This is a genomic window from Planktotalea frisia (assembly GCF_001890925.1).
GTDB lineage: Bacteria > Pseudomonadota > Alphaproteobacteria > Rhodobacterales > Rhodobacteraceae > Planktotalea > Planktotalea frisia.
This window is the reverse complement of record NZ_MLCB01000178.1, coordinates 1-22,173: the sequence shown is the minus strand read 5'-3', so window position 1 is coordinate 22,173 and position 22,173 is coordinate 1. Positions and strand designations below refer to the sequence as shown.

General features: G+C 52.4%; 24 protein-coding genes and 1 other RNA gene. 14 read left to right on the top strand and 11 right to left on the bottom strand.

All coding sequences use genetic code 11. The annotated features are described in order from the left end of the window. Positions 1-245 precede the first annotated feature (245 nt). From recR to PFRI_RS16480, 5 genes are all read right to left on the bottom strand, one after another. The gene (gene recR, locus PFRI_RS16500) at positions 246-839 is read right to left on the bottom strand and encodes a recombination mediator RecR (protein ID WP_072631802.1); all 594 of its coding nucleotides are present in this window, start codon (positions 837-839) and stop codon (positions 246-248) included. A gap of 78 nt (positions 840-917) precedes the next feature. Then, positions 918-1,262, bottom strand: coding sequence for a YbaB/EbfC family nucleoid-associated protein (locus PFRI_RS16495; RefSeq protein ID WP_072631801.1), 345 nt, complete (start codon positions 1,260-1,262; stop codon positions 918-920). A gap of 64 nt (positions 1,263-1,326) precedes the next feature. Further along, the gene (locus tag PFRI_RS16490; RefSeq protein ID WP_139292136.1) at positions 1,327-1,614 is read right to left on the bottom strand and encodes a hypothetical protein; all 288 of its coding nucleotides are present in this window, start codon (positions 1,612-1,614) and stop codon (positions 1,327-1,329) included. A gap of 78 nt (positions 1,615-1,692) precedes the next feature. Continuing rightward, on the bottom strand, positions 1,693-3,444 hold the full coding sequence (locus tag PFRI_RS16485; protein ID WP_072631799.1) for a DNA polymerase III subunit gamma/tau: 1,752 nt from the start codon (positions 3,442-3,444) through the stop codon (positions 1,693-1,695). A gap of 55 nt (positions 3,445-3,499) precedes the next feature. Beyond that, positions 3,500-3,868: a YidH family protein gene (locus tag PFRI_RS16480; protein WP_072631804.1), complete on the bottom strand. Its 369-nt coding sequence runs from the start codon at positions 3,866-3,868 to the stop codon at positions 3,500-3,502. Positions 3,869-3,929: 61 nt separating this feature from the next. Here PFRI_RS16480 and ypfJ point away from each other — a divergent pair, with 61 nt between their 5' ends. Both ypfJ and PFRI_RS16470 read left to right on the top strand, forming a co-directional pair. Beyond that, a complete protein-coding gene (ypfJ, locus tag PFRI_RS16475) occupies positions 3,930-4,775 on the top strand; it encodes a KPN_02809 family neutral zinc metallopeptidase (RefSeq protein WP_072631798.1) in 846 nt (281 codons plus the stop codon). 3 nt (positions 4,776-4,778) lie between these two features. Further along, positions 4,779-5,279 (top strand): protein-tyrosine phosphatase family protein, encoded by a 501-nt coding sequence (locus tag PFRI_RS16470; protein WP_072631797.1) that lies wholly within the window; start codon positions 4,779-4,781, stop codon positions 5,277-5,279. A 1-nt stretch (position 5,280) separates the two neighbouring features. Here the strand turns inward: PFRI_RS16470 and ffs are convergent. Next, positions 5,281-5,379: signal recognition particle sRNA small type (gene ffs, locus PFRI_RS16465), an RNA gene on the bottom strand. 93 nt (positions 5,380-5,472) lie between these two features. Here ffs and nudC point away from each other — a divergent pair. Continuing rightward, positions 5,473-6,441 (top strand): NAD(+) diphosphatase, encoded by a 969-nt coding sequence (gene nudC / locus PFRI_RS16460; protein ID WP_072631796.1) that lies wholly within the window; start codon positions 5,473-5,475, stop codon positions 6,439-6,441. Positions 6,442-6,495: 54 nt separating this feature from the next. Next, positions 6,496-6,981: an SRPBCC family protein gene (locus tag PFRI_RS16455; RefSeq protein WP_072631795.1), complete on the top strand. Its 486-nt coding sequence runs from the start codon at positions 6,496-6,498 to the stop codon at positions 6,979-6,981. On the opposite strand, the gene PFRI_RS16450 is transcribed toward PFRI_RS16455, so the two are convergent. Further along, positions 6,976-7,812 carry a prephenate dehydratase gene (locus PFRI_RS16450; protein ID WP_072631794.1) on the bottom strand — a complete coding sequence of 279 codons (837 nt, stop codon included), beginning with the start codon at positions 7,810-7,812 and terminating at the stop codon, positions 6,976-6,978. The genes PFRI_RS16455 and PFRI_RS16450 overlap by 6 nt on opposite strands. 118 nt (positions 7,813-7,930) lie before the next feature. Between PFRI_RS16450 and PFRI_RS16445 the strand changes: the two genes are divergently transcribed. From PFRI_RS16445 to PFRI_RS16420, 6 genes are all read left to right on the top strand, one after another. Further along, complete coding sequence (locus tag PFRI_RS16445; protein ID WP_072631793.1) at positions 7,931-8,446, top strand: c-type cytochrome; 516 nt, start codon at positions 7,931-7,933, stop codon at positions 8,444-8,446. A 203-nt stretch (positions 8,447-8,649) separates the two neighbouring features. Further along, positions 8,650-10,587, top strand: coding sequence for an extracellular solute-binding protein (locus PFRI_RS16440; RefSeq protein WP_111445560.1), 1,938 nt, complete (start codon positions 8,650-8,652; stop codon positions 10,585-10,587). Between the two features lie 6 nt (positions 10,588-10,593). Then, positions 10,594-11,679, top strand: a complete 1,086-nt coding sequence (locus PFRI_RS16435) for a microcin C ABC transporter permease YejB (protein ID WP_072631792.1) — start codon at positions 10,594-10,596, stop codon at positions 11,677-11,679. A 5-nt stretch (positions 11,680-11,684) separates the two neighbouring features. Next, positions 11,685-12,791, top strand: coding sequence for an ABC transporter permease (locus PFRI_RS16430; protein WP_072631791.1), 1,107 nt, complete (start codon positions 11,685-11,687; stop codon positions 12,789-12,791). Further along, positions 12,788-14,386 (top strand): ABC transporter ATP-binding protein, encoded by a 1,599-nt coding sequence (locus PFRI_RS16425; RefSeq protein ID WP_072631790.1) that lies wholly within the window; start codon positions 12,788-12,790, stop codon positions 14,384-14,386. The genes PFRI_RS16430 and PFRI_RS16425 overlap by 4 nt, the downstream gene beginning before the upstream one ends. Positions 14,387-14,762: 376 nt before the next feature. Next, on the top strand, positions 14,763-15,629 hold the full coding sequence (locus PFRI_RS16420; protein WP_072631789.1) for a LysR substrate-binding domain-containing protein: 867 nt from the start codon (positions 14,763-14,765) through the stop codon (positions 15,627-15,629). On the opposite strand, the gene PFRI_RS16415 is transcribed toward PFRI_RS16420, so the two are convergent. Then, positions 15,626-17,059, bottom strand: a complete 1,434-nt coding sequence (locus PFRI_RS16415; protein ID WP_072631788.1) for a D-alanyl-D-alanine carboxypeptidase family protein — start codon at positions 17,057-17,059, stop codon at positions 15,626-15,628. The two genes, PFRI_RS16420 and PFRI_RS16415, sit on opposite strands and share 4 nt — an antisense overlap. 341 nt (positions 17,060-17,400) lie before the next feature. Here PFRI_RS16415 and clpS point away from each other — a divergent pair, with 341 nt between their 5' ends. Genes clpS through hemF form a run of 4 tightly spaced genes read left to right on the top strand, consistent with a single transcriptional unit; the run spans position 17,401 to position 20,518 of the window. Then, the gene (gene clpS / locus PFRI_RS16410; RefSeq protein WP_072631787.1) at positions 17,401-17,739 is read left to right on the top strand and encodes an ATP-dependent Clp protease adapter ClpS; all 339 of its coding nucleotides are present in this window, start codon (positions 17,401-17,403) and stop codon (positions 17,737-17,739) included. A gap of 7 nt (positions 17,740-17,746) precedes the next feature. Continuing rightward, a complete protein-coding gene (locus PFRI_RS16405) occupies positions 17,747-18,739 on the top strand; it encodes a class I SAM-dependent methyltransferase (RefSeq protein WP_072631786.1) in 993 nt (330 codons plus the stop codon). Between the two features lie 48 nt (positions 18,740-18,787). Next, a complete protein-coding gene (locus PFRI_RS16400) occupies positions 18,788-19,588 on the top strand; it encodes an SDR family NAD(P)-dependent oxidoreductase (protein WP_072631785.1) in 801 nt (266 codons plus the stop codon). A gap of 36 nt (positions 19,589-19,624) precedes the next feature. Continuing rightward, the gene (hemF, locus tag PFRI_RS16395) at positions 19,625-20,518 is read left to right on the top strand and encodes an oxygen-dependent coproporphyrinogen oxidase (protein WP_072631784.1); all 894 of its coding nucleotides are present in this window, start codon (positions 19,625-19,627) and stop codon (positions 20,516-20,518) included. Between the two features lie 2 nt (positions 20,519-20,520). On the opposite strand, the gene fliP is transcribed toward hemF, so the two are convergent. The 3 genes from fliP to PFRI_RS16380 all read right to left on the bottom strand — a co-directional run. Then, positions 20,521-21,252: a flagellar type III secretion system pore protein FliP gene (fliP, locus tag PFRI_RS16390; protein WP_072631783.1), complete on the bottom strand. Its 732-nt coding sequence runs from the start codon at positions 21,250-21,252 to the stop codon at positions 20,521-20,523. Next, positions 21,249-21,530: a FliM/FliN family flagellar motor switch protein gene (locus PFRI_RS16385; RefSeq protein ID WP_072631782.1), complete on the bottom strand. Its 282-nt coding sequence runs from the start codon at positions 21,528-21,530 to the stop codon at positions 21,249-21,251. The genes fliP and PFRI_RS16385 overlap by 4 nt, the downstream gene beginning before the upstream one ends. Next, the coding region (locus PFRI_RS16380; RefSeq protein ID WP_072631781.1) for a FliH/SctL family protein at positions 21,520-22,173 on the bottom strand (654 nt) is incomplete at its 5' end. The genes PFRI_RS16380 and PFRI_RS16385, both read right to left, overlap by 11 nt.

Genomic DNA, 22,173 nt, shown 5'->3' with positions numbered 1-22,173 from the left:
ACCAGATACGCCGCCAACCTTCAAACCGCCCAAACACCAGATTCAGTCATAGCTCAGTAAAAGCTGAAACCCAAAATACTGCTTGCAGCCCAATACTCGAGAACAAGAAGAAACTTTTTTCGGAAATTAATCAATGTGATATTTGTCGTTCATAAATCTCGATATCGCACGACCTACTATGAACAAATGAGATTAAGGCGATGTTTCATTGGAAATTTGAGGCCTGTAAGAGCCAAAGCGTATTTTTAGATAGGCTTACGCGCGTTCATAGCAGCGGTAATTGTGCCATCGTCTAAATAATCCAATTCACCGCCGATGGGGACACCCTGTGCGAGAGACGTCAACGTCACGCGGTTTTCTAAGAGGTCTGCGATGTAGTGGGCGGTCGTTTGGCCATCAATGGTGGCGTTTAGTGCGAGGATGACTTCAGTAATGTGTTCGCTGGTGACGCGGTCAATCAGGCGTGGGATGCGCAGTTCTTCGGGGCCAATGGCATCGAGCGCAGAGAGCGTGCCGCCTAAGACGTGGTAGCGCCCTTTGAAGACATTCGCGCGCTCCATTGCCCAAAGGTCGGAGACGTCTTCGACAACGCATAAAATACCGTTAGCGCGTTTCTCGCTCTCGCAAATATCGCAGATGTCCGAGGTGCCGACATTACCACAGTTGAGACATTCGCGTGCGGTGGCAGCAACGGTTTGCATACTATCAGCGAGTGGGGCGAGAAGGAGCGCGCGCTTGCGGATCAGATGCAGCACAGCACGTCGCGCAGAGCGAGGGCCAAGCCCCGGGAGCTTGGCCATCAATTCTATCAGTGTATCAATGTCTTTTGTGCTACTCATCCGCCCGTCCTTTTTGCCAGCTGCAGAAGCCTCCGGCGGAAGTTTATCTGGAAAGATGAAGGGCGCGTTTGCACGAATTTAGAACGGTAGTTTCATATCTGCGGGTAGGCCGAGACCTTCGGTCAGTTTGCCCATCTCAGACGCTGATTTTTCCGACGCCTTTTGTTGCGCTTCTTTGATCGCCGCGAGGATAAGGTCCTCGACGATTTCTTTTTCATCGCCATTGAAGATGGACGGGTCGATGTCGAGGCCAATCAGTTCGCCCTTGGCGGTGGCGGTCGCTTTTACGAGACCTGCACCGCTTTCGCCAACAACGGTCATGCTGGCCAAGTCTTCTTGCAGCTGACCCATCTGGTCCTGCATTTCTTTGGCTTTTTTCATCATACCCGCCATATCGCCGAGCTGGCCTAGTCCTTTGAACATCTGTGTTCTCCTGTAAAAGCTTTGGACCTAGATAAGGGGCTGGGTGCGTTGGGGCAAGGAGGGTTTAGGGACGTCTGTAAATGAAAATGATGCAAAGCATCGCCGTGCAGAGTGCTGAACCGATGAGTATATAAGGGACGGTTGAGCCAATACAGCCGATCTTTTGCGCGGTGATGAGCGGTTCATTCCCGATTTGGTCCAAGAGGAGGTGAAGCGCCCAAGCCCCCCAAAGCATACAGATCAAGACACTGAACCAAAGTTTGCGAAGCGCAAGCGCAATGAGGATGCTGTAGCCAAGGATCAAGCTGGGCGTTGTCATGGAAAGCGTCAACGCTTCGTGCAGACCTGTCACTTTCTCGCCGTCCCACGCGGGACGCAAAACAGCGCAGGCGTAGCCAAAAAGCGCGTCTGTTTCGAGAATGTGCAGGGTTTAGTCCTCCTCGAAAGGGTCCCATTCGTCTTCAACTTCGGGGAGCGCTTCGACCATGGCCTCTTGCGCAATTTCTGCGGGGGTTTTGATGTCGATGATGCGCGCGCTTGGGAAGGCCTCGAAGACGGCTTTGAGCAGTGGATGTTCGGCGGCCTCGGCCTTGATAGCGATATCTGCCGCATCGCGTTTTTCGGCGATGGTTTCGCGGCCACCTTCGTTCACAAGCGTGACGGCCCAGCGGTTGCCTGTCCACAGTTGCAGTTTTTGACCCAGGCGCTGGGCGAGATCATTGGGTGCTTTTGGATGGGTGACAAATTCAATGCGGCCGGGTTGGTAATTGGCGAGCCGAATGCCGCCTTCCACGTCTACCAGCAATTTCACATCGCGATTGGCGCGAATAAGTTCGACAACATGATCGAAGGTTGGGAAACGCTCTAACGCGTCTGCATCAAGTTGCTGGGCCGTAGCTGCACCGCCCGAAGCACCGCCGGATGTCGTTATACGTGCCTGCGCATTGGCCACAGTGGTCGCGCCCGCGATCATCCCGCCACCATTTCCACCGCCGCCACCAGAAGGGGGAGGAGGGGGCGAGTCTTGAAGTTTGCGGATCAACTCTTCCGGGCTGGGAAGTTCAGCCACATGCGTGAGGCGAATGATCGCCATTTCAGCGGCCATCATTGAATTCGGCGCGCTGGCGACTTCGTCCAGCGCTTTGAGCAGCATTTGCCACATCCGCGTCATCGCGCGCATAGGCAGATCGCTGGCCATTTGCAGACCGCGCGAGCGTTCATCAGGGCTGACTGTCGGATCATCCGCCGCGTCGGGAGTGATCTTGACGACGCTGATCCAGTGGGTGATTTCCGCCAGATCGCGCAGGACTGCCATGGGGTCTGCGCCCGCCGCGTACTGGGCACCAAGTTCGGTCAAAGCCGCCGCCGCATCACCGCGCATGATCATCGCGTAGAGGTCGAGAACACGCCCACGATCCGCAAGGCCCAACATCGCGCGCACTTGCTCAACCGTTGTTTCGCCAGCGCCATGGCTGATCGCTTGGTCCAGCAGAGAGGTCGCATCGCGCGCAGAGCCTTCGGCGGCGCGGGTGATCAGGGCCAATGCATCCTCGGCAATCTCTGCGTTTTCGCCAGCAGCGATGCGTTTGAGCATGCCAATCATGTCTTCGGGCTCGATCCGGCGCAGATCGAAGCGCTGGCAACGGGACAGAACTGTTACGGGAACTTTGCGAATCTCAGTGGTGGCAAAGATGAATTTGACGTGCGCGGGCGGCTCTTCCAGCGTCTTCAACAAGGCATTGAAGGCAGAGGTGGAGAGCATGTGCACTTCGTCGATGATATAAATCTTGTAGCGTGCGGAGGCGGCACGGTAATGTACGCTCTCGATGATTTCGCGAATGTCGCCAACACCTGTGCGCGATGCAGCGTCCATTTCCATGACATCGACATGACGCCCTTCCATGATCGCCACACAGTTTTCGCACACACCGCAAGGTTCTGTCGTCGGGCCGCCAGTGCCGTCGGGGCCAACGCAGTTGATGCCTTTGGCGATGATCCGTGCAGTGGTCGTTTTGCCCGTGCCGCGAATACCCGTCATCACAAACGCTTGCGCGATACGGTCTGCTTCAAACGCGTTCTTGAGCGTGCGCACCATCGCTTCTTGGCCGACAAGATCGGCAAAGGTTTCAGGGCGATATTTTCGTGCGAGGACGCGGTAGGCTGTGTTTGGCTCGTCGGTCATTGCGGCTTTCCGGATTCGTGTGCTTGGTGACAGTAATCCGCGCGGCCTACGGGGTCTATAGCAACCAAAGGACGATGCCCGTTCCAACGGTCGCGATTGTCATTGCAACAGAGAGTTTCGTGAAATCGCGCGTTGGCAAGGCTTCAGCGTCGTTCTCGCTAAGACGGTTAAGGGTTTTGCACGCTTGGCGTCGTGCCATCCAATAGATCATGATTGCGATACCCAAAAACAGCGAGGCCACGAGCTTTGCGACCCAAGTCGGATCGAACGCGCCGAAGATTGCTTTAAGTCCAATCGCGACGCCGACACAGGCAAGGCCAGTTCCCATCCAGGAAGAATAGGTGCGCTCATTTGCCAAGATTGTTCGATCTTCGGCCCATTTGGTGCGAGTTTCGCTCTCGCTTGCATTCGTATCACTGTTCATGTGCATAGTGTGACGCGAGATAGCTTGGATGAAAAGCGCAGTTATTTTTAGGAGAATGTGCATGCGGTTGCGTGGACGGCGAGGAAGCCAGAATATTGAAGATCGTCGTCGCTCAGGTGCGCGCAGTGGTGGCAAAGCGGCTCCGATTGGGGGCGTTGGACTGCTATTGGTTTTGGCGATTGGCTATTTCGCGGGCATTGATGTGACGCCTTTGTTGCAGCAAGGGGGTGCGCCGCAACAGACGCAAACGCGACAGGTTTCAGCACAAGACGAGCGCGCAGCAGAGTTTTCATCACAAGTCTTGGCAACGACAGAGCAAGTGTGGGGACAGATTTTCCCGCAGCAAGTTGGGCGTGATTATACCACGCCAACCTTGGTGCTTTATGCCGATGTCACGCAAAGCCCTTGTGGTGGTGCATCAGGGGCAACAGGGCCGTTTTACTGCCCTGCGGATAAAAAGGCGTATCTCGATACAGCATTTTTCGCGACGCTTTCCAGCCAGCTAGGTGCACGTGGTGATTTTGCAGCGGCTTATGTGATTGCGCATGAAGTGGCCCATCATGTGCAGAATGAACTCGGGATTTTGGGCCAGGTCCATCAAGCGCGGCAGCGCTCCAACCAGACAGAGGCGAACGCTTTGACTGTACGTTTAGAGCTTCAGGCTGATTGTCTTAGCGGTGTTTGGGCGCGTTCGGTCAAGGGGCTTTTGGAGCCCGGCGATATCGAAGAAGCACTAAACGCAGCGCGGATGATTGGGGATGACCATCTGCAAAAGCGTGCAGGGCGCGTGCCGCAACCACATACATTTACCCATGGCACCAGTGCACAGCGCGCCAGTTGGTTTGCCAAAGGGTTCAAGAGTGGCGCAATCAATACCTGCGATACATTTAGCGTGCGTAGGCTGTAACGCATGACGGATCTGGTCATCCATGCGCTTGGGGTTGGAGGGGGATCGCTTGCGATTTCTCAGATGCCCGGTCTGATGGGCGGCTATAAGGATGACCTTGATTTTATTCGCGATTGGAAGCCGTCTATTGTAATCTCTGCCACGACCAAAGGCGAGCATGCGGATGCAGGTGTCGAAGCGTTGGGCAAGGATATTCCTGAAAGCGGGGCGCGTTGGTTGCATTTGCCGATCACGGATTATGGCACGCCGGACGAAGTTTTTATGCGCGCATGGCCAGAAAAAAGCGCGGTCATTTTGAAAGCCCTCAGCGGGCGCGGTCGGGTGTTGATCCATTGCAAAGGGGGATGCGGGCGTTCTGGTATGCTCGCGCTACGCTTGATGGTTGAGTCGGGCGAGGATGCTGTCGATGCGCTTTTGCGTCTGCGCAAAGTACGTCCTTGCGCCGTGGAAACCGATGCGCAACTGCGCTGGGCGGTCACAGGATTATTGCAAAATAAGGGGTAGTAGGTGAGAGGTTGGACATCGACCCAAGTGGGGCTCGTTGTGGCTGCTTCCTTCCGGATCTGACCAGGTTGGCGAGGCACTTGCCCGCGCCAACCCCTCGAGACGTGATATACGAGCACCGACATTGCAATGCAAGGCTTGAACCCAAGTGAGTTTCGCCGCTAGCTTGCGCAAAAATATATAGGGGTAGGGTATGAAGAATGCAGAGGCCGTCACATTCGGTGGTTCAGGGTTAGAACGCGCGGCGCACTTGCGTGGTGATGTGAATGAATTGGCCAAGATGCGCGCGGACCCAAATGCGAAAGCGATTGTGTTCTGGCGAGGTAAGCCGCTGATCCGACGCGGTGATTGGGATGTTCTTGCGCGTTTACCGATGAGCCATTCTTTGCTCGCGCCGCGTGCTGAACAGTCCGTTTTTCTGGGCCTAGAGGATCACGGCCCAACTTTTGCGCATGATATCTCGGATTGGGAACCCGAAGGGGTTGATCCGAGCCTGATGAACACATTCCTTGACCCGACCGAGCAGCAGCATCCCGAGTTTCCTGAGACAGATGTTTTCGCAGAGTTGCGTGCGAATATGACCCGCTTCACGCCGCGCGATGCAGAACTCGCTGTAAGTGCGCGTGCGCTTTATTCTTGGCATGAAAGTCACCAGTTTTGTTCCAAATGCGGTGCAAAAAGTGAAATGGCCATGGCAGGTTGGCAACGTGATTGCGCAACATGTGATGGCAAACATTTCCCGCGCACGGACCCTGTTGTGATCATGCTGATCACCCATGGAAACTCTGTTCTTATGGGGCGTTCACCGGGGTGGCCGGAAGGCATGTACTCGCTGCTGGCTGGTTTTGTTGAACCGGGCGAAACGCTGGAAGCCGCGGTGCGGCGCGAAGTGTTTGAGGAATCGGGAATCAAAGTGGGTCATGTGGATTACCTCGCGAGCCAGCCTTGGCCCTTCCCCAATTCACTTATGTTTGGCTGCCGTGGAGAGGCGTTGAATACGGGCATCACCATTGATCCTGTTGAGATTGAGGATGCGATATGGGTGAGCCGTGAAGACATGATGTTGGCTTTTGCAGGCGAAAACCCCAAGATTTTACCCGCACGCAAAGGTGCTATCGCACATTTTATTTTAGAGAGATGGCTGAGCGATAGACTTGATTAATACTCTTGCGCTATAAAACTTAAAAAAAATCGAATAAAAATTGCGAGCAGGTCTATGAAATTCTCAACAAAAGAAGATATCGAAGCGCCGATCGAAGACGCTTTCGCGCTCTTCGTGGACTTTGATCAGTTCGAACGCTCGGCGCTTCGTCGAGGCGGGCAAGTACGACGTACCGATTCGCTGAAAAGCAAAGGCGTTGGCATGTCTTGGGACGCGGGTTTCAAGTTTCGTGGCAAGGCGCGAAAAGTGTCGGCTGAGCTGATCGCTTATGATCCTAACGACGGCTACGAGATGGACGTTCAAAGTTCTGATCTGAATGCGATTGCAACGCTCGAACTGATGTCGCTTTCCAAAAGCCGCACGCGCGCAACACTTTCTGTAGAGTTGAAACCCAAGAGCTTGTCAGGTCGTTTGATGATTCAAACCATGCGCCTTGGAAAGTCGCGGTTGGACAAACGCTATCGCATCAAAGCTTCTGATTTCGCACGCATCATCGAGCGGCAGCACAAATCGAACGTGAAAGCGCAAGCACCTCTATGAATCGCGTTCTTTGGCACGTGGGTAGGTGCCAAGGATTGTGATTTCACTGGTGAAATAGCCAAGCTCATCCAAGGCGCGCTTGACGTTTTCGTCCTCTGGATGGCCTTCAATGTCTGCATAGAACTGCGTTGCCGTGAAATGCCCGCCAACCATGTAGCTCTCAAGCTTGGTCATGTTCACGCCATTCGTCGCAAAGCCACCCATCGCTTTGTAAAGCGCCGCAGGCAGGTTGCGCACACGAAAGATGAAGCTGGTCATCATGCCCGTTTCGCCGCGCGTGCTTAGATCGCCATCGCGTGACATCACCAAGAAACGTGTTGTGTTGTGACCGTGATCCTCGACGTTGCTGGCGAGCACATCTAGCCCATAGATCTGCGCGGCTATTTCACTGGCCAGAACGCCACTGGTCATATCGCCGCTTTCTTTCAACTCGGCAGCGGCCCCTGCGCTATCGGCGGCCGCTTCTGCTTTGATCTTATTTTCAGTCAAGAAAGCAGCGGCTTGTGGCAGGAGCACCATATGCGCGCGCACTTTCTTAATGTCCTTTAAGGTCGCGCCAGGCATCGCCATCAAACTGATGCGCACACGGGTGAACGCTTCATCCACAATATGCAAATCAGAGCTTGGGAGCAAACGATGAATATCCGCGACACGCCCGTAGGTCGAGTTTTCAACAGGAAGCATCGCAAGCTCTGCATCTTTGTTGTTAACGGCATTGATAACATCTTCAAACGTGCGGCAAGCAAGCGGCTCGTGGTTTGGGAAATTAGCTGCGCAGGCCTCGTGTGAGTAGGCTCCGAGTTCGCCCTGAAATGCGATCTTTTTACTCATTGCTGCGATTCCTCTAAAATCTGCCAAACTCGGGCGTTTCGTCGCGGGTTCTACACCTTGCCTTAACCTCTTTAAAGTCATAGATACCCGCGCAACGATATACATTGGAACGAGCCTTATGTTTGACACGATGACCCTTACCAAAATTCTCGGTGCGCTTTGCGGATCTTTGTTGGTTTTCCTCTTGGGCAGCTGGGCTGCTGAAGAACTGTTTCACACTGGCGGTGGTCATGGTGATGGTGAGCATCTTGCTGGCTACGTGATCGAAATCGAAGACGCTGGTGAAGTGGAAGAAGTCGAAGAAGTTGATTTCGCAGAGTTGATTGCAGCTGCTGATATTGGCAAAGGCGAAAAAGTCTTTGGCAAATGCCGCGCATGTCACAAGCTGGAGGACGGTGCAAACGGCACAGGTCCACACCTGTTCAACACTGTGAACCGCGACAAAGGCTCGATCGACGGATTTGGGTATTCGGCCACATTGGCGTCCATGGAAGGTGTTTGGGGCTACGATGAGCTAAACGCATTCTTGGAGAACCCAAAAGGCTACGTGCAGGGCACCAAGATGAGCTTTTCGGGCTTAAAGAAAGACACGGATCGTGCGAACCTGATCGCTTATCTTGAGACAATCAAGTAAAGCGCAATCGCGTCAGAGTTTACGAAAAGCCGCTCAGCCCAGTGCTTGAGCGGCTTTTTCTTTGCCTAAAAGCTTGATTTCAGCCCAGCACACGCTCAGTTCACAAGCAGTTCAATATTCAACGCTTGAATGTGACCTGCGCAGCGCATTAGCTATGTTACAACAGTTATACGCAAGCGCATGACAGCTATTGGGAGACTTCGATGACGGATAAATTTCCAAAGAACGAGATAACCTTGAAACGCCGCGATGTTATGCTGGGCATGGCCGCAGGAGGCGTCGGCATGGCCTTGAGCCTACCAAACGCGGCGATTGCGCAAAGCAGCTCTGATGAGATCATCAGAAGTCATGGCTATTCCTTCTTTGGTGATTTGCAGTATCCGCCAGATTTCACGCACTTCGATTATGTGAACCCTGATGCGCCTAAAGGCGGTGAGATTTCTCTGTCTACACGCGGCACGTTTGACGGGATGAACCGCTACGCAAGCAAAGGTCGTCCGGGGCAATATTCGGGCCTGATTGCAGAGGCGATGTTCTCGCGCGCGCCCTTTGACGCGGCCGTTCCTGCGGATTCGATCACAGATGCGTATTGCCACTTGGCCGAAGCGGTCGAATACCCAAAGTCAAAAGAGTGGTGCGTTTTTCATATCCGTCCCGAAGCCAAGTTTTCTGATGGCACTCAATTGACCGCACAGGACGCGGTGTTCACCCATGATTTGTTCATGGAGCAAGGGATCCGTAGCTACGCTCGTTCCGTCAAACAACGCATCAAACTTGTTGAGGCGGTGGACGATCTAACACTGCGTGCCGAGTTTGTTGACGGTATTTCACGCCGCTCGCTGATCTCGCAAGTTGGTGGTTCCCCTGTCTTTTCAAAGGCTTGGTATGAAGAAACAGGCGAGCGCTTGGATGAGCCGTCCTTGCTAACGCAGCTCGGATCTGGCCCTTACGTGGTCGATGATTTCGAAATAAATCGCTACATTGTTTACAAGCGTAACCCCGATTATTGGGGTTGGCACCTGCCGGTGAACGCTGGCCGTCACAACTTTGACCGCGTGCGCGTCGAGTACTTTGGCGATCAAACCGCCGAGTTCGAGGCGTTCAAAGCGGGCGAATATACCTTCCGCCAAGAAGCGAGCACAAAGCAGTGGGCGACGGGTTATGATTTCCCCGCGGTTGAAAAGGGACACGTAAAGCTTGAGCGACTGCCAAACGGCAATCCACCTACCCCGTCTGGGTTCGTCTTTAATCTGTTGCGCGCACCTTTTGACGACTTGCGCGTACGCGAAGCGTTGAGTCTGGCGTATAATTTCGAGTGGGTCGCAAGCTCGCTCCAGTTTGGTCTAACAAAACAACGTCATTCCTTCGTCGAAAACTCTTCCTTGCAGGCCAATGGCGTGCCGACGGGACTTGAGAAAGCCTTCCTAGAGAGCCTTGGTGATTTGGTTCCTGAAGAAGTAATGAACGGCGAAGCCGTCATGGCGCATACCTCTAACGGGGATACTGTTTCTGACCGTCGCAATCAGCGTAAGGCTCTGAAACTTCTGAAGGATGTCGGTTGGAGCGTTGGTGATGACGGTAGGTTCCGTGATGCTGACGGCAAGCTTGTTGAGTTCAAAATCATGCTTTCGTCCAGTACGGGCGATACGGTTGAGGCGATCATCACGACGTATGTTCAGACGCTGAACAAATGGGGTATCAGTGCCTCGGCAGAGAAAATCGATTCTGCACAATATGCTTCGCGCTACTACGACAAAGATTGGGACATGATGTATTTCCGCAATCAGCCGTTCTTGGCTGCGGGAACAGGTCTGAAACAGGCGTATGGCTCTGAAACGGCTGTTGTGTCGTCTTACAATCCGCAGTCCCTGCAAAGCCCGCTGGTGGATGCGATCATTGATGGGTCGCTTGAAACAAATTCACGCGAAGAGGAAGAGGCCGCCTTGATGGCACTGGATCGCGTGTTGCGTTACCTGCGTATTCAGATCCATTCTGGCTATGTGGGCGAGCATTGGATCGCGTCCTATGACATGTATGAACACCCCGAAAATCTACCGCCTTTTGCGCTCGGTGCGCTTGATTTCTGGTGGTATAACAAAGAGAAGCATGAAGCGCTTAAAGCTTCTGGCGCTTTGAGGTAAACCGCTTTGGGCGCTTATATTCTTCGACGGCTGTTGCTGATTATTCCGACCCTTCTGGGCATTATGATCGTCAATTTCACGCTGGTCCAGTTCGTCCCTGGCGGCCCTGTTGAGCAGGTCTTGGCTCAAATGCAGGGCGGCGGTGATGTGTTTGAGGGGTTCTCTGGTGGTGGCAACGATGTCGCCGAGGAAACCTTTGGCTCGGACAGTGATTATGTCGGTGCGCGCGGGTTGCCCAAAGAATTTATCGAAGAGCTAGAAAAGGAATTCGGCTTTGATAAACCGCCGCTAGAGCGGTTTTTCAACATGCTCTGGAACTACATGCGCCTTGATTTCGGCGAGAGTTATTTCCGATCTATCAGCGTTGTGGATCTGGTTCTGGAAAAGATGCCGGTGTCGATCACGTTGGGACTTTGGTCCACGATTATTGCCTATCTGGTGTCTATCCCGCTAGGCATTCGCAAGGCGGTGCATGATGGGACCAGTTTCGACACATGGACCTCTGCGATGATTATTGTCGCCTATGCGATTCCTGGATTTTTGTTTGCGATCCTTTTGCTCGTGCTGTTCGCGGGTGGATCTTACTATCAAATATTCCCGCTTAGGGGGCTCACATCCGAGAACTTCGAAGACCTTAGCCTGCTTGGGAAAATGGGGGACTACCTGTGGCACATCACTTTGCCTGTGCTTGCGTCCACGATTTCCGCCTTTGCGACACTGACCTTGTTGACCAAGAATAGCTTCCTTGATGAGATCAAAAAGCACTATGTGATGACCGCGCGCGCTAAGGGTTTGAGCGAAAGCAAAGTCCTTTATGGTCACGTGTTTCGCAATGCGATGCTGATTGTGATTGCAGGTTTCCCCGCTGTTTTCATATCCGTCTTCTTTAGCGGTTCGCTGATAATCGAGACGATCTTCTCGCTTGATGGCCTTGGGCGTCTTGGTTTTGAGGCGGCTGTCGCGCGCGATTATCCTGTGATCTTTGGAACGCTGTTTATCTTTGGCCTCATTGGTCTGATCGTCAGTATTCTGTCTGATCTGATGTATGTGCTTGTTGATCCGCGCATCGACTTTGAAAAGCGGGAGGGCTAGTCCAGATGGCACTTTCCCCTCTCAATCAACGTCGCTGGCGCAACTTCAAACGCAACCGCCGGGCACTTTGGTCGCTGATCATTTTCTCTGTGCTCTTTGGCCTCAGCCTTTTCGCGGAATTCATCGCCAACGATAAGCCGATCATGGTTAGCTATCGCGGCGAACTGAGCATGCCAGTGTTCAAGTTCTATCCTGAAACGGCTTTTGGTGGCGACTTTGAAACCGAAGCCGTTTATCGCGATATCGAAGTGAAGTGTTTGATTACTTCGGGTGGCATGGAAGACTGTTGGGACGATCCCGAAGGTGTGATCGACTCGATCGACGCTGGTACGTTCGAGGCAGAAGGTTTCCAAAAAGGCTGGCTGCTTTGGCCCGTTATTCCATACGCTTACGACACGACCGTAGACCGTTCAGGTGCAGCGCCGCTTGCGCCGAATGGGGAAAACCTGCTTGGCACCGATGACACCAAACGCGATGTTCTTGCGCGCGTGATCTATGGCTTCCGATTGTCGATCTTGTTCACCTTGATCGTTACTTCGCTCGCCAGTGTTATCGGTATCGCTGCGGGTGCTTTGCAGGGCTACTTTGGCGGTTGGGTGGATCTTATCTTCCAGCGCGTTATCGAGGTCTGGAGCGCGGTTCCCTCGCTCTACATCATCATCATCATGTTCGCGATTTTGGGCCGCAGTTTTTGGCTTTTGGTCTTTCTCATGGTTCTCTTTGGCTGGATGGCGCTTGTCGGTGTCGTGCGCGCGGAATTCTTGCGTGCACGCAACCTCGAGTACGTGCGCGCGGCGAAGGCGCTCGGCGTCAGTAACACAGTCATTATGTTCCGCCACATGCTGCCAAACGCGATGGTTGCGACCGTCACGATGCTGCCGTTTATTGTTACTGGGACGATCAGCTCGCTCGCGGGTCTCGACTTCCTCGGTTTCGGCTTGCCATCGTCCTCACCGTCTTTGGGAGAGATGACATTGCAAGCGAAGCAAAACCTTCAAGCGCCTTGGCTCGCCTTTACAGCGTTTACCGTGTTTGCTGTCATGCTTTCGCTCCTCGTGTTCATCTTTGAGGGCGTGCGTGACGCGTTTGATCCCAGAAAGACTTTCTCATGAGTGCTTTGTTAACGGTCAAAGACCTTACCGTTGCTTTTCAGCAAGACGGCACATTGAGCCATGCTGTGAAGGGTGTGAGCTTCACTGTGGAGCGCGGCGAAACGGTTGCGCTGGTCGGCGAAAGTGGTTCGGGTAAATCAGTGACGGCGCTGAGTTCTGTCGCGCTTTTGGGCTCTAGCGCGGTCACAGGTGGGTCCATCACATATGATGGCCAAGAAATGGTCGGCGCGGACGAGAAGCTTCTGCGCAAAGTGCGCGGCAACGACATTAGTTTTATCTTTCAAGAGCCGATGACGTCGCTTAACCCATTGCATACGCTGGAAAAACAGCTGGGTGAATCGCTGGCGCTGCATCAAGGTGTCGTTGGTGATGCTGCGCGTGGGCGCATCATCGAATTGATGGAAAAGGTTGGTATTCGCGACCCTGAAAGTCGTTTGAATTCTTATCCGCATCAGCTTTCTGGTGGGCAACGCCAGCGTGTGATGATTGCGATGGCGTTGGCAAATGGCCCCGACCTTTTAATCGCGGATGAGCCGACGACGGCGCTTGATGTGACCATTCAAGCGCAGATTCTAGAGCTGTTGGCGGGCCTGAAGAAAACTGAAAACATGGGTTTGTTGTTCATCACCCATGATCTGGGAATCGTACGCAGCATCGCTGATAAAGTTTGTGTCATGAAGGCGGGTGAAATCGTTGAAGCTGGCCCGACAGAGGATGTTTTTCAGAACCCTAAACATGAATACACCAAGACGCTTTTGAGCGCGCACTCGGTTGGTACACCCGATCCCGTTCCCAGTGGGGCAACAGAAATCGTGAGTACCGATAAGCTGAAAATATGGTTCCCGATTCAGCAAGGTGTGTTGCGACGTACGATTGGCCATGTCAAAGCTGTGAATGAGGCGACGCTGTCCGTTCGTTCTGGCGAAACTCTTGGAATTGTTGGTGAAAGTGGGTCGGGCAAGACAACGCTCGCGCTTGCGATTATGCGGTTGATCGCCTCTCAAGGCGCGATCAATTTTGAAGGAAGCGATACCCGCGATTGGTCTACACGCCAGCTTCGTGCCGCGCGCAAAGATATGCAAATTGTGTTTCAGGATCCCTTTGGCTCGCTGTCCCCTCGTATGACGGCAGAACAAATTATTGCCGAAGGCTTGGGGGTGCACGGAACTGACGGCGTGAAGTCACCGCGCGATATGGTGGCTGAAATCATGAGCGAAGTTGGCCTCGATCCCGAGACAATGCATCGCTATCCCCATGAATTTTCTGGTGGCCAACGTCAACGTATCGCAATCGCGCGCGCGATGATTTTACGGCCCAAGTTGGTCGTTCTGGATGAGCCCACAAGCGCGCTGGATATGACGGTACAGGTTCAAATCGTTGAGCTTTTGCGTGGTTTGCAAAAGAAATACGGGCTTGCTTACCTCTTTATTAGTCACGATCTGAACGTCGTTCGCGCGATGTCGCATAAGGTTCTTGTGATGAAACAGGGCGATATCGTCGAGATGGGTGAGAGTGAAACGCTGTTTAACGCCCCTCAACATCCATATACCCGCGCTCTTTTGAGTGCCGCTTTGGACCATCGCACAGACGCTTGATCGCGCCCAAAACACAGGCTTTGGGCGCTCGTTTTATCGACGGAAGCGAAACGTTTTACAGCAGTATGCGGGACCGACGCGGCAGGTGCCTTGACCACAATGCTTTGCAATTTGCGGCGCAAGGAAAACAATTGGATCAATCATGACGCTGCTCCTTTGAGGGGACTTTGGGTGCATAATGATGCGGTTCGCGCCAGTGAGCGGGCATATCCCAACGTGGTTTTGTGTGACGGTTTTGATAAGTGGCACGGACGAAGCTGTCGGCAAGTATATTCAACATTGTCTTATCCTTCTTTCATTCTGTGCTTTGACTATTCCTTTATTTATGGCCTAGTGCGAGTCAGGAAGAATTTTGATATGTAAGGTAGGGTTACATATGAATTGGCGATCCATGCCGCCTCTCTCTGCTTTGCGAGCGTTTGAAGCTTACGCGAGTTTTGGCTCGCTCCAAAAGGCAGGCGACGCCTTGAGCGTGTCTCATGCCGCGATCAGCCAGCAAATCCGAAACCTGGAAACCCATCTGAATGTCGCTTTGCTGGATCGTTCGGGCCGTCAGGCGCAATTAACCGATGACGGTCTCGCGCTTGCTGCTGAATTGAAACGCGGGTTTGAAGCGATCGGAAATGAGGTACAAAGGCTCACCACAAAAGATGCTGAACGTCCGTTGATCGTTTCGACAACACCAAGTTTTGCAGCGAATTGGCTGGTGCCGCGCCTTGCGGATTTTCGGGCGAAGCATCCCCAAATTGATGTGGTGATTGACGCGAACCCAAGCATAAGCGAGTTCGGGCCAAACGGACCAGATGTCGCAATCCGTTTTGGGCAGGGTGGCTGGAACGGTGTTGAGGCCTTGCTTTTGGTCACAACACGGCGCTTTGCCGTCGCCGCGCCGTCGTTCATTTGTGATGACTGTCCGACCTCTCCGGCTGATCTCGCGCGCTTTCCGCTCTTGCAAGAAGTAGGCACCTCAGAGAGCTCTTTGTGGCTCGCAAAACATGGGGTCTGCGATGCGGGGCAAGGGGGGGTCACTGTCCTGCCGGGCAATCTGACCTTGGATGCTGCGCGCATGGGGCAGGGGATCACTGTTACAGCGGGTATTTGGGTACAAGGCGACATCGAGAGTGGGCGCTTGGTGAAGCTTTTCGAGGACGATGAAGACTTCGGGTATTACATCGTGACCCGCACAGGTGTGCAGCGCGCGTCGTTGAAAGCGTTTACCAAGTGGCTTCGCGCACAGGTTTAAGAGCTTGGACCAACCATGAAACACTGCACATTGCGCGCGGCAAGCCGACGACAGGCAAGGTCGGCGCTGTCACGTGTCATACCCACAAAATTCGCATCATATCCGGACTTGCGTTCAGTGACGGAACGGCGCGCACCGTCGAGTGCGCTCATCTCGGCAAGAGCGGTCTTTAGCAATACACGTTCAGCGCGATATCGATTTGGATAGCGTCCGATATTGATGCCCCAATGGCGCCCGCCAGAAGTCGAAACACGTGTCAAAACCTCTTGCTTGGGGGCGCTTCGGGGCTCTGGCTTGGGTTGCGTCAACGATGCCAGCAAAAGCGCTTTAGGACGCGCCGCTGGCTTGATCGAACGGGTGACTGCGGCGGTCGAAGAAGGCGCAACAGCGGCGACTTGCGCGTTTGCGGCGCTGTTCACTTGTGCTTCAACTAGCGCTTGACGCACGTCATCTTTCAAAGACACAAGAACCGGCGCTGTTTCTGGGCGCAATCCACGGGCCTTAGGCCGCAAGCTTTTCTTGACAGCACGCACAACCCGAATGGTTTTGGCCGTTGCGCGAGAGCCGCCATAGGCTGGCTTGGCGGGCTTGCGAAGTGCAACCCGTGAAGGCGCGCGCTTGAAGCCCATGTCTAGTAATTCTGCCACGCGAGCATTGCGAGTTGCAGTGCTGCGACCACCAAAAACAGTCGCAATAATTCGTTCCTGACCACGCTCTGCGGAGGCCACAAGATTGAAGCCAGCCGCACGGGTGTAGCCCGTCTTGATGCCGTCCGCGCCTTTGTAATTGCTGAGCAAACGGCGGTTCGTGTTGGGGACTGTTTTCATGCCGGCATCCGTTGAGATGCGCGAGAACAGATTGTAATAGTCAGGATAGTCGTAAAGCAGGTGACGCCCGAGCTTTGACATATCGCTGGCGGTTGAAAGGTGCCCTTGTTCAGTAAGCCCATGAGCGTTCTTGAAAGTTGTTTTCGACATGCCCAACGACTTCGCTGTGCGAGTCATGCGGCGCGCAAATGCTGCTTCTGAGCCTTCTAGCGTTTCGCCGATCGCTGTGGCTGCGTCGTTCGCCGATTTCACCGCCGCTGCGCGAATGAGATAGCGGAATTTGATACGCTGGCCAGAGCGGAGTCCGAGTTTTGAGGGTTGCTCTGCCGCTGCTTTCGAGGAGATTTTAACTACTGTATCCAAGGAAATTTCCCCGTTCTCAATAGCTTGGAAGGCAACATAAAGCGTCATCATCTTGGTGAGAGACGCTGGATGGAGCCGTGTGTCGGCGTTGCGTGTGTGCAAAACTTCACCTGTGCGTGCGTCCATAACATACGCCGCATACGGAGCTGCCGACACGCTCAACGGGAGCGCAACAACAAGCCAAAGAAGTGAGATGACCAATAGCCCAATACGGGCCGGCGATGTGTGCCGTACCTTCACGATTTCTGCCTTTTTCTGCCTCAGTGCCGCCGATTTTTCGACTGGCTTATATTTTTATACCTAATGGTTAGCATATAATTTTCGATTAATAAAGCATCCAAAACAAAGGAATTTATCGGTTTTTTCGTTAATGAAATCGCAACATCTTGCGGTTTATCTTGGTACCACCCCAAGACAAGCCATTGTGTCAGGAATGTGTCACACGACTCAATCTGCGCGCACCCGTGTTCAAGGTAATGAAACTTGATTTGATCGAGTATCGCGTCGCTCCCCTCTTTTCTAACGGGAGTTTGAGGTTATATAGAGAGCACCAACTGCTTGATACGAGATTGTGTACGATTATGACCTTTCAGCCGATCACCGCTTCCGGGAATTCCGACAACGACTCTGATACGGGCGTCGTTATCGAAACGCGTCCTAAGACCCGAAAACCGCCGCTATACAAAGTGCTTTTGCTGAACGACGACTATACGCCAATGGAATTCGTTGTACTTATTCTCGAGCGCTTTTTCGGCCTGACGCATGCGCAGTCGTTTGAAATCATGTTGACGGTTCATAAAAAGGGCGTGGCAGTGGTCGGCGTCTTTAGTCACGAGATTGCGGAAACCAAAGTCGGTCAAGTGATGGATTTTGCGCGCCGCCATCAGCATCCTTTGCAGTGCACGATGGAAAAAGAATAAGAGCATCATGAAACACGCGCGTCTCGAACTTGCGCGCAGCGCAGATATTTTGCCGCCATTGAACGATGAAGTTGCGGTTTTCGGTCAAATCGAGCTCGAGCGATTGCGCGGTTTGGACTTCGCAAACATTCGTGCCGTGAGTGATAGCTTTGTTACTTCCAAAATGTTGTCAGCCGCGGGTATCGAAATCAAACGAAAGCTTGATGTGGAAACAGCCAATGCTGTCGTCTTTATCCCCAGAGCAAAGGCAGAGGCTTGGCAACTTATCAGTATGGCCATTCAATCTGCGCCCCAAGGTTGGATTATTGTGGATGGGCAAAAAACAGACGGTATTGAAAGCATTGCAAAGGAAATAGCGCGTAGCGTTACCGACATTGCAAGTTATTCCAAAGGTCACGGCAAGACGATTTGGTTTCGCGCGGAAGATGCGCAGAATTTCCAAATTACCTTAGGACCAAGTGTAAACAAAGACGGTTTTCTGACAGCACCTGGGGTGTTTTCAGCTGATAGCGTTGATCTCGCATCGGCTTTCTTGATCGAGACTATACCGAATGAGTTGTCTGGTGAAATTGCGGATATTGGATCTGGCTGGGGCTACTTGTCTGCATGCGTTTTGGCCGAGAACCCCAAGATCAAAACGATGCATCTGATCGAGGACAACGCCACTGCACTTGATTGCGCGCGGCAAAACGTGACGGATCCGCGAGCGTCTTTCCATTGGGCGAACGCGTTGACATGGCGTGCTCCAAAACTGTTGGATGCGATCCTTATGAACCCGCCGTTTCACACGGGCCGTTCTGCAGAACCAAGTCTTGGTATAAGTTTTATTAACACAGCAGCGCGAGCCTTGAGGCCAGGTGGTGTTTTATACATGGTTGCAAATGCGCACTTGCCTTACGAGCCTGCACTGGAACAAAGTTTTGTTGATGTAGAGGTTATGGCGCGGACAACGCGGTTTAAGATCTTTTGCGCCAAGCGCGGACGCAACAAGATACTTTGAAATTAACAATGGGTACTGGCCCATTCGTACATGGCCCAAGGAGTGCAGATGTCTTTTTCGATCGATGGAAAAACCGCAATTGTGACGGGGGCTGCCAATGGGATTGGGCTCGCGATTGCGCGCCATTTTGCGGATCAAGGTGCGAATGTAATGTTTGCAGATATGGATGATGCACGCCTAGCGGATGAAGTGGGCGAATTATCCGAAGACAGCAATGTGCGTTATTTTTCTGGCGACTTACGCGAGAAGCTAACGCTCGCGAATTTGTTGTCCGGAACCATCGATGCATTTGATTCTATTGATATTTTAGTGAACGGGTCTCGTCAAATGTTGACGACGTCACCGCTTGATGCGGATGACAAATCGATGGATACGCTACTTCAACAAAACTTGATCACCAGCTATCGTTTGTCCCAACTTGTCGCGCGCCGCATGATTAAACAGGCGCGGGGTCGCGATGAAGGGCCCGTTGGATCGATTATCAATCTTTCATCTGTTTCGTCGCGGCTGGCGCGGCCTGAATTGCTCGCCTATTCGGTTTCTACTGCAGCCTTGGAACAATTGACGCGCTCAATGGCTGTCTCGCTTGCATCCGAACGTATCAGAGTTAACGCAGTTGCTTTTGGATCAGTGATGAGCGCTAGCTTGCAGGAAACTCTGAGAGAAAATAGTGATTTTCGCGGAGATATTGAAGAAAATACACCGCTTGGCAGAATTGCGGCACCGCATGAATTGGCAGAGGCCGTGCAATTTCTTGCGTCGGATGGATCCGGTTTTGTGACGGGGCAAGTGTTATCCGTTGACGGCGGTCGAACTTTGCTTGACCCCGTTTGCTCGCCAGCCCATTAATTGAAATCGGTACAGTGCGGCAAGGAGTACGCTGAAATGACGACTGAAATGCAGGCTGAAAAGGCTCAAGCCGCACAATGGTTTAAGACTTTGCGCGATAACATTGTATCGACTTTTCAGATGCTTGAAGACAATCACGACAGCGGTCCGATGAGCGAAAATGCTCCTGGCAACTTTGAAGTTACAAATACCAAGCGCCAGTCGGATGACGGCAGTGATGCAGGTGGCGGTGAGATGAGCGTCATGCGTGGCGGTCGCGTTTTCGAAAAAGTTGGAGTGAATATTTCAACGGTATTTGGGACCCTCGCGCCTCGGGCTCAGTCGGCAATGGCGGCTCGAAAAGGGATAGAAGGTATGGCCGAGGATCCTCGTTTCTGGGCTTCGGGAATTTCATTGGTCGCTCACATGCAAAACCCACATTGCCCAGCGGTTCATATGAACACGCGGATGTTTTGGACACCGCATGCTTGGTGGTTTGGCGGGGGATCGGATTTGAATCCCTGTCTTGAATATGAAGAAGACACAGCGCATTTTCATAAAACCCAGCAAGAATTCTTGGACCCACACGGCCAAGAGCATTACCCAAAGCTCAAAGCTTGGGCGGATGAGTATTTCTACATCCCACATCGCGGTCGTGCGCGCGGTGTTGGTGGCATCTTTATGGATGACAAATGTACAGGGGATTGGGACGCTGACTTCAAACTAACCCAAGACATTGGGCGCGCATTTTTGCCTGCGTACCAACCTCTTGTTGAAAAGCGCCGTGTCGAATCTTGGGGTGATGCCGAAAAAGATGCGCAATTGGTGCATCGTGGACTTTATGCCGAATATAATTTGGTCTACGACCGCGGCACGAAATTTGGGCTGGAGACAGGCCATGATGCAAACGCGGTTTTGATGAGTTTGCCACCGCTTGCCAAGTGGGTTTGACGCTAAAAATAGCTTTGCACCAATCCACTTGCGATAAGTGTCCAGCCATCCGCGACAACGAAAAATGCGAGTTTGAACGGGAGTGATACAATCTCTGGTGGCACCATCATCATACCCATGGACATCAGTATTGCGGCGACGACAAGATCGATGATGAGAAAAGGTAGGAACAACAAAAATCCTACCTGAAATGCACGCGCAATTTCTGAGAGCATAAAGCTTGGAACAAGCAACGAAAGTTGTTGTGTTGATCCAGGTTCAGCGCTCGACAGCTCTGGTCGTAAGTCTGCCAATGCAGCGAGGGTATCAGGGTTAACACGTTGCTGCATGAATTCTCGAAACGGATTCATTGTTTCACCGAATGCTGTTTCAAAATCGATGGCGCCATCACCATATGGAGCGATCCCTTTGGTCCAGGCAACGGTGAAAACGGGTTCCATTACAAATAGGGTTAGGAAGAGCGCGAGGCTTACTAACATCATATTTGGCGGGGATTGTTGTAGGCCGATACCTTGACGTAAAATCGATAAGACGGTGATCATAAACGGAAAACAAGTGATCATTATCAAGATACCGGGCGCAAGGCTTAATACGGTGATCAAGAGTATGAGTTGCAAACTACTTTGCAAGAGCAATCCGTTTTGCAATAATCCGTCAGTGAGTGATTGTGCCAAAACACTTTGTGGCACTGAAACGAGTACGATTAAAACGAAAAGGGTAAATGAGCGGTTCACAAAGTACCCATATCTGGCTCAACAATCTCTGTGATGCGAACTGCTAACATTTCTGGTGCCTCTTCTTCGGCTTCTTCCAACTGGCCGCGGCCAACGAGACGGTCGCCGATAAAAAGATCAACAGGTGCATCCACAGTCTTGTCTAAAGTAAGGACTGAATTTTCAGTAAGGTCTAAAAGATCTCGAATGCTTGGTCTTGCGCGACCCACTGAAACTGTAATCTCGACCGGGACATTGCTGAACGGCGTGGTTTTTGATTTAGGTGTCTCATCTGGCAACTGTTTGCTCCAGTTCTGGTTGATTTAGGAAACTATCGACTCGGCTCTGGATGTCAGAGATCGCTTGGGTGACATCGATTTTTCGTTGAAGCGTTGCACAAGACACATATGCTTGCCCTTCGGTTAAGGTTTCTTTGGCGACTAAGGAAATGTCAGACAAATTGCGCGAAGAGTTTAAAAATGCAGCGACCGTCATTTCGTCCTGTTCGGAAACCACGAGTGATATATCTTTGGCGACATTTGTTTTTAAGAGGGTTTCAATCTCTTCGACCACAAGTGCGCGCAAACCTTCGCTAAGCAGACCCGGCAGTAGCGTTTTCATGATTTCTTCTAGGACCGGTTTTATTGTGCTCAACAGCTGTGTTTGAGCTTCGATTAAAGTGAACTCAATTTGCTCTAAGTTTTGGCTTAGTGTCGAACTAAGGTGTGTCTGAGCATCTTGATGTGCCTTTATGGCGTCATCCCAACCGGCTTGATAACCAGATTCGTAACCTTCTAAAGCATCATCTTGCGATTTGACACGCGAACGATCGAGCTTATTGCCTTGGGAAAAATCTTCAAAAAGATGCGCGCTGCTCATGAGCTTTGTGAAGTGGTCCGGCAAAACTGGACAGCGTGCTAAGATGTATCCAACCTTGAAGAC